The sequence below is a fragment of the Azospirillaceae bacterium genome, from assembly GCA_028283825.1.
Lineage (GTDB): Bacteria > Pseudomonadota > Alphaproteobacteria > Azospirillales > Azospirillaceae > Nitrospirillum.
In genome coordinates, this window is the sequence record JAPWJW010000003.1 from 214,552 (window position 1) to 229,457 (window position 14,906).

A 14,906-nucleotide genomic window follows, 5' to 3' on the forward strand; every position below is an offset into this window, starting at 1 on the left:
GGTTGCCGGTCCGCCCTTTTGCTTGATCCCAAACGCGAACGGCCCGGACATCGAGTCCGGGCCGTTCGCATGTGGGCTTTGAGAATCATACCAGCGGCACGGTGCTGTTGAAAAAGTCGTGAATGGCTGATTCTCTGGTGGTGTTGAGGGAGGCATCGCCATGTTGGGCCAGAAGGATCGCCGTCAGCCTGAGCTTTTTGTTGCAGGGTCACTGAGGGATTTGCTGCCTGAAGAGCACGTCCTGGTCCGGGTGGACAAAGTCCTCGACCTTGGCTGGCTTGAAGGAGAGGTTGGCGACCTCTACAGCGCGACAGCGGGACGCCCTGGCATTGCGCCGGAGGTTGCGGTCCGGCTGATGTTGGCGGGAATGCTGCTGGGGATCGTGCATGACCGGCGCCTGGTGCGTGAGGCGCAGGTCAATCTGGCGATCCGATGGTTCATCGGCTATGGCCTGCACGAGGCGGTTCCCGACCATTCCAGCCTGACCCGCATTCGTCAGCGCTGGGGCGGCGAGCGGTTTCGCAAGATTTTCACCCGTACGGTTCAGGCGTGTATCGCAGCCAAGATCGCCAAGGGTGAGGTTGTTCACATCGACAGTTCGTTGATCCGCGCGAATGTGAGTTGGGAGGCCATCGCTCGCCGTCACGTTGATGCCGTGGAGACCGCTAATCATCCCGAGGAAGCGGACGGTCCAGGCGCAGGCCCTCCCGCCACAAAGAAAACGAAGACGGAGTATGTCTGCACCAGCGATCCCGATGCGACCCTGGCCACCAACAAGACCGGCCGTCGCAGCGAGCCCGCCTACAAGCACCATACCGCCGTTGATGCCGAACGGGGTGTCGTCCTGGACGTGGTGATCACCACGGGTGCCGTCCACGATACCAAGGCAGTCGAGGCCCAACTTGATGCCATCACAGCGACAACCGGTGTCGCCATTCAGGCATCCACCATGGACGCCAGTTACGCCACCACCTACATCTTCGCGGTTCTGGAGGCGCTGGGTATCGAAGGGGTCATTCCAGCCAAGCCCGAACGGCCGCCGAAGAAGGGCGTCATCCCGGTTCGGCGCTTCAAACTGGACGCCAGGAACCGAGTGGTCCGCTGCCCCGCCGGCAAGTTGCTTCGCCCGCACGGCAAGCCGGACAGCGATAGTTTCCAGCACTACAGGGCCCGGCCTTCCGATTGCCAAGCCTGCCGGCGGCGGACGGGGTGTTTCAGCGAAAACATGAAACGCCGCGCCATCCTACTGCACAAAAATCACGACGCCCTACTCCGGGCACGGCGAAAATACGCCCGATGGGCCGACCGCGAACGAGCCCTCTACCGCAGCCACCGCATCCGCGTCGAAGGCTATCATGGCGAGGCCAAATCCTGGCACGGCATGAGACGCGCCGTCCGACGCGGGCTCGCCAACATGCAGATACAAGCCTATCTCGCCGCTGCCGCCGTCAACCTCAAGCGGCTGGCGGCAGCCCTTATTCTGGCCCTCTCAAGCATCCGGGCCGGCCTGTCTCCGACCGCCAGCCCGACAATGCGACCTCAAAACCAACCGCCTTGGCCTGCTTGATCCTCAGATCGCGGCTCCATCGGGCTTCTTCAACAGCCCCGGCACGAGTGACTCGTGCCGCTGTAGGACGCGACCGCGTCCGCCGGAAGTTTCTGGGGAACGAAGTGGACCAGAAACTGAGGAAGCCAAGCGACCGGATGGTCGCGCCCGGCGCTTGAGGGGCGGCATTTGAGCGGTCACGTTCAAATGCCGCGCGTATCAGCGCGCGCTTGTCCGGCGGGGCTGCCCGCCAAATTGCAGGCATGACAAAAGCCGCCCGCTGAGCTTCAGGGGCGGCTTCGTCCGTGCGTCTAACAGCGCGTGAGAGGCTTAGTAGCCCTCGCGCTCCAGACGCTTGCGCAGCAGCTTGCGGGCGCGGCGGATAGCCTCGGCCTTTTCGCGGGCGCGCTTTTCCGAGGGCTTCTCGTAGTTGCGACGCAGCTTCATCTCGCGGAAAATGCCTTCGCGCTGCATCTTCTTCTTGAGAGCGCGGAGGGCCTGATCGACGTTGTTGTCACGAACCAGCACTTGCACGGGACGTCACCACTCCAAACAGAGAAATAAGTAAACGGGTAAAGCCAAGACGCACGGTCGCGCAGGCAGCCCGATCGGAGGCCGGTGGTATAACACAGCCCCCCCACCCTGTGAAGCCCTTCCGGCCGAGGGGACGCGGGGCTCCCATGCGCCAGGCGGGCGGGGGGGCGACGGGGCCCCAGGCCACCGGGGATGACAGGGGGCGGCGGCCGCTGGAAACTGGCCGCTCGCCGCCTATATCCCATGCAGGGGGACGCCCGTTCCGGCGCGGCCGATGTCCCATATATAAAGCGACAGCGCGAAGGGGGAAGTTTGGCCATCCTGAAGATAGCCCGCATGGGCCACCCGGTGTTGCGACGCCCCGCCGTGGCGGTGGAGGAACCGATTCCCGCCGTGGTGCGCCAGTTGGCCCAGGACATGATCGAAACCATGATTGATGCCTCGGGCGTGGGCCTGGCCGCCCCCCAGGTGCATATCGGCTGGCGGGTCATCGTCTTTCGCGTGCCGGCCGACCGCGCCGCCGGCGAAAACGTGGACTCACAGGTCCTGATCAATCCGGTGATCGAGCCGCTGTCGGATGAGATGCAGTTCGGCTGGGAGGGATGCCTGTCCATCCCCGGCCTGCGCGGCGCCGTGCCCCGCCACAACCGCATCCGCTATCGCGGCCTGGCGCTGGATGGCACGGTGGTGGAGCGGGAGGCCAGCGGCTTCCACGCCCGGGTGGTGCAGCATGAGTGCGATCACCTGGACGGCGTGCTGTATCTGGACCGGATGGACGACATGCGTTTCCTCAGCTTCGCCGAGGAATTGAAATATTTCGGCACCGATTCGGTGCCCCGCCTGCCGGGCTGATCTTATCCGGGGCGGTGGCATCTGCCCGCGGGGCGGGCCTATACTGTGCTCCAGCGCTGCCGGTCCGCCGGCCCTCGTCCGTCTTCCTTCAGGGAAAGCCAGCCCATGGTCCCCGCCGATCATCCGCCCGTTGATCATTCGACTGAGTCTGTCGTCGAGCCCGCTGCCGCTTCGGCCGGGGCGCCGCCCGATGAACGGCAGGCGCTGCGTGACCGGGTGTTGCTGGCCGTGCTGCCCAACGTGGCGTTCGATGGCTGGTCGGACGCGGCCCTGCGCCAGGGTGCGAGGGATGCGGAGGTGCCGCCGGCCCAGATCGCTGCCCTTTTCCCCGGCGGCGTCGCCGACCTGGTGGCGCAGTTCAGCGATTGGGCCGACCGCGCCATGCTGGCCCGCCTGGCCGGCCAGGACCTCTCATCCTTGAAGGTGCGGGCGCGGGTGGCGCTGGCTGTGCGCACCCGGCTGGAGATCCTGGCGCCGTGGGCGGAGGCGGTGCAGCGCGCCAGCTCTTTCCTGGCCATGCCCACCCACGCCGCCCTGGCCGCCCGCCTGCTATACCGCACGGTCGATGCCGTGTGGTACGCCGCCGGCGACACCTCGGTGGACTTCAACTATTACACCAAGCGGGCGCTGCTGGCCGGCGTGCAGACGGCCACCGTGCTGTACTGGCTGGGCGACCGGTCGGAGGATCACGCCGACAGCTGGGCCTTCCTGGACCGGCGGATCGGCAACGTGCTGGCCCTGGGCAAGGGGCTGTCCAGCCTGTCGCTGCCTAAGCTGTCCGCGTTGAAAAGCCTGGGCGGCATCGTCCCGTCGCCCTTCCGCTTCGCGCGCCATCTGCGGCAAAGGGCTTAAGCCTGAGCGGGGACGCAGCTCTCTTTCTATAGGCTGCGACCGCAGCCGCCGCAGGTTTCCGGGGAGCGTTAGCGGACTGGAAACCGAGGATCAGCCAAGGCCACGGATGTGGCCGCCCGGCATCTGAGGGCAGGAAAAAAGAAGGGCCCGGACATCACCGTCCGGGCCCTTTCCATGGTGCGCCCAGCATGGGCGCGTTCTTGAGGGTGGAAGTCCCTCCGTAAGCTGATCACGGTGAACGAAGCGAAACGCAACTGCGAGAGGGCGACTGATCGTGGGGAGGAAGCGTGGAGCGAAACCACGAGCCGATGAACAAGAACCGGATAGAAGGCGGTGCCGAGCAGGGCGAGCGGGCCATGAACCGCGAAGCTCTCGTGATCAAGGGTCGGCGCCGTAGATCCGGCGGTTGTGTGGTGAAGGAGCGCGCTCTTACCTGGGGAGATCCCGCCTTATGCCTGAAAGGGTGACGGTGTCGAGCCGGAGCGGGAAGTCAGCAGAGGTCATAGTAGGGGCCGGTTCAACTGGTGCCGAAGGACCGAACGAGGAGGAGTGTTGATCCACCGTGGCGATGCGGAAGGCAGAGCGTCAGATGTCCGCGCAAGCGGGGCGGTCGGGAGGGGGGCGAGGTGAAGCCTTGCCCGGGCCCGGCAGCGACGAAGCCTTGCGCCCGCGCCCGGAAATGGAAAACACGGGGTCAGGGCTGCTGCTGGCGGCCCTGACGCGAGAGAACCTGCAACGGGCTTGGCGACGGGTGCGGTCCAACAAGGGCGCGGCGGGGGTTGACGGTCTGGACATTGACCAGACGGCGGCCCATCTGCGCACGGTGTGGCCCGCGATCCGGAGCCAGGTGTTGTCGGGGACGTACCGGCCTTGGCCGGTACGACGGGTGGCGATCCCGAAGCCGGACGGTGGCGAGCGTGAACTCGGCATCCCGACGGTGACGGATCGCCTGATCCAGCAGGCGCTGCTGCAGGTGTTGCAGCCGCTCCTTGATCCGAGCTTCAGCGAGTACAGCTACGGCTTCCGTCCGGGGCGAGGGGCGCACGACGCGGTGCTGAAGGCACAGTCGTACGTCCAGTCGGGCCGGCGGGTTGTGGTTGACGTGGACCTGGAGAAGTTCTTCGACCGGGTGAACCACGACATCCTGATCGACCGTCTCTGGAAGCGCATTGGGGATGCCGGCATCGTCCGGCTGATCCGGTCGTACCTGGACAGCGGGATCATGGTGGGGGGCGTGGTCCAGGCACGGGAGAGGGGGACGCCGCAGGGCGGCCCGCTGTCGCCGCTGCTGGCCAACGTCTTGCTCGACGAGGTGGACCGGGAACTGGAGCGCCGGGGTCATCGCTTCGTGCGCTACGCTGACGATGCGAACGTTTACGTTCGCAGCCGGAAGGCGGGTGAACGGGTGATGGCGCTGTTGCGGCGGCTCTACGGCCGACTGCGTCTCTCGGTCAACGAGACCAAGAGCGCGGTGACCAGCGTGTTCGGCCGCAAGTTCCTGGGCTACGGCTTCTGGGTGGCGCCCGGTGGCGTCATCAAGCGGCGGGTTGCCGACAAGCCGCTGGCGACCTTCAAGCATCGCATCCGGCAGCTGACCCGCCGTTCCGGCGGGAACAGTGTGCAGGAGGTGGTGATGCGCCTGCGTTCCTATGTTCTGGGATGGAAGGCCTACTTCCGCCTGGCGCAGACACCCCGGGTCTGGAACGACCTGGACAAGTGGATGCGCCATCGGCTGCGGGCCATCCAGCTCAAGCATTGGAAACGGGGCACGACCATCTACAGGGAACTGAAAGCACTCGGGGCCAAACCCAAGGTGCTCCATCAGGTGGCGGCCAATAGCCGCCGCTGGTGGCGCAACAGCGGGATGGCCCTCAATGCCGTCCTCTCCCTGCAATGGGCGGACGCCCTGGGAATGCCCCGTCTCTCTTGACCTCAACTCCTCGAACCGCCCGGTGCGGACCCGCATGCCGGGTGGTGTGGGAGGGGAGCGGTCCTCAAGGATCGCCCCCTATCCCGATTGCCGATTCCTTCGCGGGGAAGCGGCCTACTTGTCGTGGCTGACTTCCACGTCCTTGGTTTCCTTCACGAACAGCGTGCCGATCACCAGGGTGATGGCGGCGATGATGATCGGGTACCACAGGCCGGCGTACATCTGGCCGGTGGTGACCACGATGGCCAGCGAGATGGCGGGCAGGAAGCCGCCGAACCAGCCGTTGCCGATGTGGTAGGGCAAGGACATGGACGTGTAGCGGATGCGCGACGGGAACATCTCCACCAGCATGGCGGCGATGGGGCCGTAGACCAGGGTGACATAGATGACCAGCACCCACAGCAGCAGGGTTAGCATCGGCTTGTTGATGGCGGCGTCGTCGGCCTTGGCGGGATAGCCCGCAGCCTTCACGGCGTCCGCCACCGCCTTGTCGAAGGCGGCCTTCTTGTCCTTGGCGTCGGGTGCCAGGCCGTCATAGGCGGCGATGGTCGTGTCGCCGATCTTGATCTCGGCGGGGGCGCCCGGGGTGCCATCGACCGCGGTGTAGGGCACGCTCTTGCCCACCAGCGCCGCCTTGGCCACGTCGCAGCTGGACGTGAACTTGGAGGTGCCGGTGACGTTCAGCTGCCAGGTGCATTCCGCCGGGTCGGCCGTCACCGTGGCCGGGCTGGCGGCCATGGCGGCTTCCAGTGCCGGGTTGCCGAAATGGGTGATGCCCCGGAAGATGGGGAAGTAGGTGATGATGGCCAGGGCCAGGCCGGCCAGGATCACCTTCTTGCGGCCGATGCGGTCGGACAGCGCCCCGAAGACGACGAAGAAGGGGGTCGCGAACAGCAGGGCGATGGCGGCCAGCGTGTCGGCGGTGTTGGGGTCGATCTTCAGTGTGCTCTTCAGGAAGATCTGGGCATAGAACTGGCCGCAGTACCAGACCACCGCCTGGCCGGCGACGACGCCGAACAGGGCCAGCAGCACGAACTTCAGGTTATAGAGGTTGCCGAAGCTTTCCAGGATGGGGGACTTGGATGTCTTGCCCTCCTCCTTCATCTTCTTGAACAGCGGCGATTCGTCCAATTGCAGGCGGATCCACAGGGAAACGGCCAGCAGCAGCAGCGACATCAGGAAGGGGATGCGCCAGCCCCAGGACTCATAGTCCGCCTTGTCCAGGCTGGTGCGGCAGGCCAGGATGACCAGCAGCGACAAGAACAGGCCGCCGGTGGCGGTGATCTGGATCCAGGCGGTGTAGGCGCCGCGCTTGCCGTGGGGGGCGTGTTCGGCCACGTAGGTGGCGGCACCGCCATATTCGCCGCCCAGGGCCAGGCCCTGCAGCAGGCGCAAGCTGATCAGCAGGATGGGCGACAGCACGCCCACCGCTTCATAGCTGGGCAGGAAGCCGATCAGGGCCGTCGAACCGCCCATGATGACGATGGTGACCAGGAAGGTGTACTTGCGGCCCACCAGGTCGCCCAACCGGCCGAAGATCAGGGCGCCAAAGGGGCGGACGAAGAAGCCGGCGGCGAAGCCCAGCAGCGTGAACACGTCCTTGGCGCCCTGCGTCGGCAGCCCGGAGAAGAAGCGGGCGCTGATGATGGCGGCAAGGGAACCGTACAGATAGAAATCATACCACTCGAACACCGTGCCCAGGGACGAGGCGAAGATGACCTTGCGCTCCTCCTTGGTCATGCGGGTCGAGGCCCCACTGGCACTGCTGCTGGCGATGTTCGCCATCGTGACTTCCTCCCATGGATGTCTTCGCTCATTGCGTATTTTAAAATCGCCGGCGGGCACGAACCACGGACCGGGGCCCTCGTTGGGGCGGCGCCATCATCCCATCGACCGGCCGCTGGGAACGGTCGTTCCCCCGGCAGGGCTCTCACGGCTATGGCGCTATGGCGTGGAATCGTGCTGTCGGCTGGCCCCCCTTACGCGTCCGTACCCATGACCACGGGGAAACCAACCCCGGGGCCAGACACTCAACCGCTTGGCGGGCCCCGTTGGCCGGAGCCTCACGCGGGTGGCGCTGTGCCGCCCCCGCTTCGCTTCAGGTGCCCATCCATTCCCTGCCCGACGCGGCGATTTGCCGCCTGGACAGAAGGGGATGCGTATTCCCTAAGCCCTGCAAAGGTAGCACCTCAGTCTTGAGGTGACAACATAGCATTATAGCGCCAACGCCCATGGAATCAGGGGGATAGCCCATCGCCGTCCGGCCCGGGCGCGCATGTCGTAAAAATTTGATGAAGCCTGTTGCAACCGGCGGCGGCACTGGGCAAAGTGCCGCCCGCGTGGGCCTGTAGCTCAACGGTTAGAGCCGGCCGCTCATAACGGTCTGGTTGCAGGTTCGAGTCCTGCCGGGCCCACCATTCCCCATATTATCCGCTCAGCGCCTTCCCGCCCCCGTCGTGTCCCGCAGCAGGGCCAGGAAATCGCCGAAGCCGTGGCTTTGCACCTGGACGTGGTCGCGGGCGATGGCGGCCGCGCGCTCGCCTTCGTGGGCGAAGATCGCCTCCAGCAGGGCGCCGTGTTCGGCGCGTGACGACTTGACGCGGTTGGGCAGGCGCAGTTGCAGCCGGCGGTAGGGGCGCAGGCGGCGTAGCAGGGCGGTGGTCTGCTCTTCCAGGAAGCGGTTGTGGCTGGCGCGGTAGAGCGCCAGGTGGAAGGATTCGTTGCGCCGGTAGTACTCGTCCGGGTCGGCCGCCTTCTCGCCGCAGCACAGGCTGTGGGCGGTGGTCAGGGCCGCCTTGTCCTCCGCCGTCAGGCGGCGGGCGGCCAGGGCGGCGCACACGCCCTCCATCTCCGCCATTGTCTCGAACATCTCAAGGATCACATGGGGATCGGGCTGCGGCACGATGGCGCCGCGCCGGGGCCGAATCTCCACCATTCCCGCCGCCGCCAGCTGTTGCAGGGCCTCGCGCACCGGGGTGCGCGAGGCGCCGAAGCGGGCCGCCAGTTCGGTCTCATCCAGGTGGGACCCGGGCATGATCACGCCGGTGGCGATCTCCTCCTCCAGGGTCTCATGAATGACCGCCGAGCGCCGGCGCGTGCCCGCCCCGGCCTCATCCTCTTGCACCGTGTCCATGCCACTTTCCGTGTTCGTGCGGCCCCTGCCCATTAAACCAATGCGGGTGGGGTGGGGCTACCTCAAGATTCGTGCCCCCTTGCGTTATGTCAAGGAACACGGTTTGCTGTCGTGTATACATAACAGCGCATCTTGAATACACATTGGGCGTAAGCCCATCTGGGGAGGCAGCGCCGGCCCCGTTGTGACAGGCAAAAAGTTTCAAAACGCCGCCCCGGGAGGGGGCGACGGTGTTCAAAGGGCGGAGTGAGGGGCCCGGTTCCTGACGCCAGGGCCCATGCCCGCCCGTTCTTCAGGCCAGTGCGTAGCCTGGCCGAACCCGAGGATGCTGACATGAGCCAAGAGGCTGCCGCGCACGCCGTGCGCCAGTGGAACACCAAGCGGGACGAGAAGAAGCGCCGACTATCGGCCGTGGGGCAGTACGCCAGCGGCAAGGTGCTGGACGGGCGCCAGATCGTCGCCGCCCTGGAAACCCTGATAAAGCCGGGCGACCGCGTGGCGCTGGAGGGTAACAACCAGAAGCAGGCGGACTTCCTGTCCCGTTCCCTGGTGCAGGCTGATCCCAAGCGCCTGCACGACATCCACCTGCTGATCTCCACCCTCAGCCGGCGCGAACACCTGGATTTGTTCGAGCGTGGCATCGCCCGCAAGGTGGACTTCTCCTTCGCCGGCCCGCAGAGCCTGCGCGTGGCGCAGCTGCTGGAAGACGGCAAGCTGGAGATCGGCGCCATCTACACCTATGTCGAGCTGTACGCCCGCATGTTCGTGGACCTGACGCCCCAGGTGGCGCTGGTCTGCGGCGTCCAGGCCGACCGGCACGGCAACATCTACACCGGCCCGAACACCGAGGACACGCCCGCCATCGTGGAGGCCACGGCCTTCCGCCACGGCATCGTCATCTGCCAGGTGAACGAGATCGTGGATGAGCTGCCGCGCGTGGACATCCCCGGTTCCTGGGTGGATTTCGTGGTGGAGGCGGACAAGCCCTTCGCGGTGGAGCCGCTGTTCACCCGCGACCCGCGCCATATCGGCGAGTTGCAGGTGCTGATGGGCATGATGATCATCCGCGGCATCTATGAACGCCACGAGGTGACGGCGCTCAACCACGGCATCGGCTTCGACACCGCGGCCGTCGAGTTGTTGCTGCCCACCTACGGTGAGTCGCTGGGCCTGAAGGGCAAGATCTGCCGCAACTGGACGCTCAACCCCCATCCCACGCTGATCCCCGCCATCGAAAGCGGCTGGGTGGACAGCGTCCACTGCTTCGGCAGCGAGGTGGGGATGGAGGAATACATCCGCGCCCGGTCCGACGTGTTCTTCGTCGGCCATGACGGCAGCCTGCGCTCCAACCGCGTCTTCTGCCAGTTGGCCGGCCAGTACGGCGTGGATCTGTTCATCGGTTCCACCCTGCAGATGGACCAGGAGGGCAACTCCTCCACCGTCACGCTGGGCCGCCTGGCCGGCTTCGGCGGCGCCCCCAACATGGGCCACGACCCCCACGGCCGCCGCCACAGCAGTGCCGCCTGGTTGAGCCTGATCACGGAGCAGAAGCCCGTCACCCGCGGCAAGAAGCTGGTGGTGCAGACGCTGGAGACCTTCAAGGCGGGTGGTGAGCCGGCCTTCGTCGACAGCCTGGACGCGGTCGAGGTCGGCAAGAAAAGCGGCATGGCCATCGCCCCGGTCATGATCTACGGCGACGATGTCACCCACGTGGTGACGGAGGAGGGCATCGCCTACCTCTACAAGGTGGATGGGGAGGAGCGGCGCGCCGCCATCGCCGCCATCGCCGGCGCCACCGACATCGGCCGCCGCGCCAAGCCGGCGCAGACCGCCGACCTGCGGGCCCGTGGCATCGTGGCCCTGCCGGAGGATCTGGGCGTCAGCCGCAACCAGGCCAACCGTTCCCTGCTGGCCGCGCGCAGCATCGACGACATCGTGGCTTGGTCCGGCGGCCTCTACAGCCCGCCGCCGCAGTTCCGCAGCTGGTAAGGGGGTGATCCCATGTTGAACCCCTTGCCTTTGAGGGCGCGACAACCGGATGGCCAGGCCGAACACCTGGCCGACCTGGCGGTCTGGGCCCTGGTCGAAGAGGCGGAACTGACGCCCAAGCCCGCCCTGGTGGACGGGCGCGGCAACGGTGTCCACCCCGACCTCAGCCTGGTCGCCATGCGCCGGTCCGCCGATGCCTTGCGTCCCACCTTCCTGGCCATGGCGCGCGCCGCGACCGGCCAGCCGGCCTCCCGCACCCTGCGCGAGGAACTGGCGGCCATCGGCCGGGCGGGTGAGCCCGCCATGATGGCGGCCACCGGCGGCAGCAATGCCCACCGGGGTGCCATCTGGGCCTTGGGCCTGCTGATCGCCGGTGTGGCGCAAGGACCGGCGGCGAGTGCCGAGGAAATTGGCATGCGGGCCGCCCGCATCGTCGAGTTCCCCGACCGCTTCATCCCCGCCGCCCCGTCGCACGGGCAAAGCGCCGCCGCCCGGTTCGGCGTCCCCGGCGCCAGGGGGGAAGCCAAGGCCGGTTTCCCCCACGCCGTGCGCGTGGCCCTGCCGGTGTTGCGCCAAGCGCGGGCCGCTGGCCTTTCCGAAACCCATGCCCGCCTGGACGCGCTGATGGCGGTCGTGGCGGTGATGGACGACACCTGCCTGCTGCACCGGGGCGGCCTGCCCGCCCTGCACGCGGCGCAAGCCGGTGCCGGCGACGTGCTGGCGGCCGGCGGCAGCGCCACGACGGCCGGCTGGGCGGCCCTGGGTGCCCTGCACGATATGCTGATGGCGCTGAACGCCTCCCCCGGCGGGGCGGCCGACATGCTGGCGGCGGCCCTGTTCCTGGATCGGGCCCTCACAGACGCCGCCCCCGCTTTTGACGGAGACCAATGATGGAAGTCCTGAAGTACGATTATCCGCAGGCCACGGCAGCGCTGACCAAGCGGGTGCATGTGGGTGTGGTCGGGTCGGGGGACCTGGAGGTCCTGATGGAGCCGTCGGCGGACGGCCAGGCCCACGTGGTGGTGAACACCAGCGTCAACGGCTACGGCCAAATCTGGAAAAGCGTCATCGACCGCTTCTTCACCCGGTTCGACCGCGCCGCCGCCATTGAGATCAACGACTTCGGCGCCACGCCCGGCATGGTGGCGTTGCGCCTGGAGCAAGCCGTGGAGGTCAGCAAATGAGCGGCCCGACGCACGTGCATACCCCGCAGGAATGGGAAACGTTCCTGGCCCGCAAGAGCTTCATCGAACTGGGTGCGGCCGACCGCGCCGTGGCCCTGCTGGATGCCGGCAGCGCCCGGGTGATCCTGGGCCCGTTCGACCGGCTGAAATCCCCCTGGCTGCCGCAGCAGGGCATCGTCGCCCAGGCGGATGACGGCGTGGTGCTGACGCGCGGCACCATCGACGGCCAGCCGGCCGTGGTCGCCGCCATCGAAAGCGCCTTCCAGGGTGGCAGCATGGGCGAGGTCGCGGGCGCCAAGATCGCCGGCGCCCTGGAACTGACCCTGGCCGACCATGAGAAGGGTGTGCCCACCCGCCCCGTCATCCTGTTCGAGACCGGCGGCGTGCGCCTGCAGGAGGCCAACCTGGGTCTGGCGGTGATCGCCGAGATCCACGCCGCCATCGTGGCCCTGCGCCCCCACACCCCGGTGGTGGGCGTGGTGGCCGGCATGGTCGGCTGTTTCGGCGGCATGTCGCTGGCCGCCACCCTGTGCAGTCACCTGATCGTGACACCCCAGGCCCGCCTGGGCATGAACGGCCCCGAGGTGATTGAGCAGGAGGCCGGCATCCAGGAACTGGACGCGTCGGACAAGCGCCTGATCTGGAGCCTGATCGGCGGCGAACAGCGCTACGCCACCGGCCTGGTGGACACGCTGGTGGATGATGACGCCGACGCCATTGCGGCGGCGGTGCGCGCCGCCTTCAAGGCGGGCGTGCCGGCCCAGCCGCGCAGCACCCGGGTGGACACGTTCCTGGAACGGCTGGCGGCCTACGACACCGCCGCCAAGCCCGACCCGGTGGCCCTGCGCGCCGCCTGGAAGACGGAAGGAGCAAGCAAATGAGCGTCACCGAAAGCCGTGGGCGCACCTGGCTGGCCGCCCTGACGGGCGCTGAAGCCAAGGCCGCCTCGGGCAAGAATTCCGTCCTCTACGCCGATGCCACGCTGGGCGCCGACACCGCGCGTTTCATCGCCGTGGTGCCCGATGCCGACAGCCGCTTCCCCCGTGCCCGCACGGGTGAGGTGGGGCTGGAGCAGGGCTGGGCATTGGCCAAGCTGGTGCGCGACACCATCGCCGCCGACACGGATGGCGCCCGCCGTCCCATCGTGGCCGTGGTGGACGTGACCAGCCAGGCCTATGGCCGGCGGGAGGAGATGCTGGGCATCCATCTCGCCTGTGCCGCTGCGGCCGATGCCTATGCCGAGGCGCGCCTGGCCGGGCACCCGGTGGTGGCCCTGCTGGTGGGCAAGGCCATGTCGGGCGCCTTCCTGGCCCACGGCTACCAGGCCAACCGCCTGGTGGCGCTGGACGATACCGGCGTGCTGGTCCATGCCATGGGCAAGCAGGCCGCCGCCCGCATCACCCGCCGCCCGGTGAGTGAGCTGGACGCCCTGGGCGACAAGATCCCGCCCATGTCCTACGACATCAAGAACTACGCCAAGCTGGGGTTGCTGCACGCCCTGATCGACGGCGTCAACGCGGGGGCGCCCGCGGCCGACGATGTGGCCAAGGTGACCAAGGTGCTGGTGGAGGCCGTGGCCGACATCCGCAGCAGCGGCCGCCGGGATCTCGCCAACCGCCTCACCTCGCCGGCGGCCAGGCAGTTGCGCGCCGCTTCGATCGAGGTGCGCCGCCGCCTGGCCCAGCAGTGGGACCAGACGGTCTGAGGTCCCTTGTGAAACACCGCCCGTGCCGCGTGACATCGGCGCGGGCGGTCTTCACAGACAAGTGAACTTGACATGATGGTCCGGGATGGCGATCCGCGTTCCCGGAACGGGTGAACTCACCCAATCGGAATAAGAAAAGCGAACAATAACAATCAGGTCTTCGCCGGTTGGCCGGCGAAGCCACGCAGTAGGGATGATCTGACCATGTACATGATGATCGCGTCCGCCTTGGTACCGGTATTCTTTGTCATGCTGCTGGGCTATTTCGCCGGCAAGCGCGGCATCGTGGACAACGGCAATATCAAGTCGTTGAACATGTTCCTGATGATGTTCACCTTGCCGGCCGCCCTGTTCACGGCCATCGCCCGCACGCACCGCGACGTCATCATCCAGAACGCCCCGCTGATGGCCGTGCTGGCCATCTCGCTGCTGGTCGTGTTCGGCGTCATGGCCGTCCTGCAGTACAAGGCGTTCAAGCTCAGCCGGGCGGATGGCGCGGTGCAGATGCTGACCGTGTCCTTCCCCAACTTCGCCTCCATCGGCCTGCCGCTGCTGTCGGGCATCTATGGCGCCCAAGCCGCCCTGCCGGTGGCCATCGCCATTGCCACCGGCTCCGTCACCATCTCGCCCCTGACCCTGACCCTGCTGGAACTGTCCAAGCAGCCGGAGGGGGCGGGCGGCGGCTTCGGCCAGTTCCTGGGCGCGCTGCGCAAGTCGGTCAGCAAACCCATCTTCATCGCCCCCATGCTGGGTGTGATCCTGGCGCTGGCGGGGGTGGAGATGCCGCCGCTGGTGGACAAGTCCCTGAGCCTGATCGGTGCGGCCACTGCCGGCGCCGGCCTGTTCCTGACCGGCCTGATCCTGTCGGCCCAGCCCATCCGCATCAACGGCAACGTCGTGGTCGGCGTGCTGCTGAAGAACGTGCTTCAGCCCCTGCTGGCCGCCCTGGTGGTGCGCCTGCTGGACGTGCCGCAGCCGCTGGCTGGTGAGGTCGTGCTGCTGATCGCCATCCCGGCCGGCTTCTTCGGCCTGGTGTTCGGTGCCGGTTATGGCGCCCGGCCGGCGGTGGCCGGTTCCACCCTGGTGGCGTCCTCGCTGGCCAGTATAGTGACCCTGGCGGTGGCCATCGCCCTGGTGGCGCCGCACTGATGAAGAGTGCCCTCAAGCGCCGGGCGCCGGCA

At 67.2% G+C, this 14,906-nt stretch carries 13 protein-coding genes and 1 tRNA gene; 11 read left to right on the top strand and 3 right to left on the bottom strand.

Going from position 1 to position 14,906, the window contains the following annotated elements:
* Positions 1 to 160: 160 nt before the first annotated feature.
* The gene (locus PW843_12895; protein ID MDE1147493.1) at positions 161 to 1,567 is read left to right on the top strand and encodes an IS1182 family transposase; all 1,407 of its coding nucleotides are present in this window, start codon (positions 161 to 163) and stop codon (positions 1,565 to 1,567) included.
* Between the two features lie 309 nt (positions 1,568 to 1,876).
* On the opposite strand, the gene rpsU is transcribed toward PW843_12895, so the two are convergent.
* Positions 1,877 to 2,080, bottom strand: coding sequence for a 30S ribosomal protein S21 (gene rpsU, locus PW843_12900; GenBank protein MDE1147494.1), 204 nt, complete (start codon positions 2,078 to 2,080; stop codon positions 1,877 to 1,879).
* Between the two features lie 312 nt (positions 2,081 to 2,392).
* Between rpsU and def the strand changes: the two genes are divergently transcribed.
* The 3 genes from def to ltrA all read left to right on the top strand — a co-directional run bounded on the left by def (position 2,393) and on the right by ltrA (position 5,714).
* A complete protein-coding gene (gene def, locus PW843_12905) occupies positions 2,393 to 2,932 on the top strand; it encodes a peptide deformylase (GenBank protein ID MDE1147495.1) in 540 nt (179 codons plus the stop codon).
* A 105-nt stretch (positions 2,933 to 3,037) separates the two neighbouring features.
* Positions 3,038 to 3,784 carry a COQ9 family protein gene (locus PW843_12910; protein ID MDE1147496.1) on the top strand — a complete coding sequence of 249 codons (747 nt, stop codon included), beginning with the start codon at positions 3,038 to 3,040 and terminating at the stop codon, positions 3,782 to 3,784.
* A 679-nt stretch (positions 3,785 to 4,463) separates the two neighbouring features.
* Positions 4,464 to 5,714: a group II intron reverse transcriptase/maturase gene (gene ltrA, locus PW843_12915; GenBank protein MDE1147497.1), complete on the top strand. Its 1,251-nt coding sequence runs from the start codon at positions 4,464 to 4,466 to the stop codon at positions 5,712 to 5,714.
* A 114-nt stretch (positions 5,715 to 5,828) separates the two neighbouring features.
* On the opposite strand, the gene PW843_12920 is transcribed toward ltrA, so the two are convergent.
* A complete protein-coding gene (locus PW843_12920) occupies positions 5,829 to 7,499 on the bottom strand; it encodes an MFS transporter (protein MDE1147498.1) in 1,671 nt (556 codons plus the stop codon).
* Positions 7,500 to 8,055: 556 nt separating this feature from the next.
* On the opposite strand from PW843_12920, the gene PW843_12925 reads away from it, so the two are divergent.
* Positions 8,056 to 8,131 (top strand) — tRNA-Ile (locus tag PW843_12925).
* Positions 8,132 to 8,148: 17 nt separating this feature from the next.
* Here the strand turns inward: PW843_12925 and PW843_12930 are convergent.
* Positions 8,149 to 8,847, bottom strand: a complete 699-nt coding sequence (locus tag PW843_12930; protein ID MDE1147499.1) for a GntR family transcriptional regulator — start codon at positions 8,845 to 8,847, stop codon at positions 8,149 to 8,151.
* A gap of 333 nt (positions 8,848 to 9,180) precedes the next feature.
* On the opposite strand from PW843_12930, the gene mdcA reads away from it, so the two are divergent.
* The 6 genes from mdcA to PW843_12960 all read left to right on the top strand — a co-directional run bounded on the left by mdcA (position 9,181) and on the right by PW843_12960 (position 14,874).
* The gene (gene mdcA / locus PW843_12935; protein MDE1147500.1) at positions 9,181 to 10,836 is read left to right on the top strand and encodes a malonate decarboxylase subunit alpha; all 1,656 of its coding nucleotides are present in this window, start codon (positions 9,181 to 9,183) and stop codon (positions 10,834 to 10,836) included.
* Positions 10,837 to 10,848: 12 nt separating this feature from the next.
* Entirely contained in the window at positions 10,849 to 11,727 is an 879-nt protein-coding gene (locus PW843_12940; GenBank protein MDE1147501.1) for a triphosphoribosyl-dephospho-CoA synthase, read from the top strand.
* A complete protein-coding gene (locus tag PW843_12945) occupies positions 11,724 to 12,020 on the top strand; it encodes a malonate decarboxylase subunit delta (protein ID MDE1147502.1) in 297 nt (98 codons plus the stop codon). Before PW843_12940 ends, PW843_12945 begins: the two co-directional genes overlap by 4 nt.
* Positions 12,017 to 12,901, top strand: a complete 885-nt coding sequence (locus PW843_12950; GenBank protein MDE1147503.1) for a biotin-independent malonate decarboxylase subunit beta — start codon at positions 12,017 to 12,019, stop codon at positions 12,899 to 12,901. The genes PW843_12945 and PW843_12950 overlap by 4 nt, the downstream gene beginning before the upstream one ends.
* Positions 12,898 to 13,725 (top strand): biotin-independent malonate decarboxylase subunit gamma, encoded by an 828-nt coding sequence (gene mdcE / locus PW843_12955; protein MDE1147504.1) that lies wholly within the window; start codon positions 12,898 to 12,900, stop codon positions 13,723 to 13,725. The genes PW843_12950 and mdcE overlap by 4 nt, the downstream gene beginning before the upstream one ends.
* Before the next feature lie 204 nt (positions 13,726 to 13,929).
* Positions 13,930 to 14,874: an AEC family transporter gene (locus tag PW843_12960; protein MDE1147505.1), complete on the top strand. Its 945-nt coding sequence runs from the start codon at positions 13,930 to 13,932 to the stop codon at positions 14,872 to 14,874.
* The last annotated feature ends 32 nt before the right edge of the window (positions 14,875 to 14,906 follow it).

Coding starts and splice junctions, on each gene's coding strand:
- PW843_12895 (MDE1147493.1), top strand. CDS start 161: ATGTTGGGCCAGAAGGATCGCCGTCAGCCTGAGCTTTTTGTTGCAGGG.
- PW843_12910 (MDE1147496.1), top strand. CDS start 3,038: ATGGTCCCCGCCGATCATCCGCCCGTTGATCATTCGACTGAGTCTGTC.
- ltrA (MDE1147497.1), top strand. CDS start 4,464: ATGGAAAACACGGGGTCAGGGCTGCTGCTGGCGGCCCTGACGCGAGAG.
- PW843_12920 (MDE1147498.1), bottom strand. CDS start 7,499: ATGGCGAACATCGCCAGCAGCAGTGCCAGTGGGGCCTCGACCCGCATG.
- PW843_12930 (MDE1147499.1), bottom strand. CDS start 8,847: ATGGACACGGTGCAAGAGGATGAGGCCGGGGCGGGCACGCGCCGGCGC.
- mdcA (MDE1147500.1), top strand. CDS start 9,181: ATGAGCCAAGAGGCTGCCGCGCACGCCGTGCGCCAGTGGAACACCAAG.
- PW843_12940 (MDE1147501.1), top strand. CDS start 10,849: ATGTTGAACCCCTTGCCTTTGAGGGCGCGACAACCGGATGGCCAGGCC.
- PW843_12945 (MDE1147502.1), top strand. CDS start 11,724: ATGATGGAAGTCCTGAAGTACGATTATCCGCAGGCCACGGCAGCGCTG.
- PW843_12950 (MDE1147503.1), top strand. CDS start 12,017: ATGAGCGGCCCGACGCACGTGCATACCCCGCAGGAATGGGAAACGTTC.
- mdcE (MDE1147504.1), top strand. CDS start 12,898: ATGAGCGTCACCGAAAGCCGTGGGCGCACCTGGCTGGCCGCCCTGACG.
- PW843_12960 (MDE1147505.1), top strand. CDS start 13,930: ATGTACATGATGATCGCGTCCGCCTTGGTACCGGTATTCTTTGTCATG.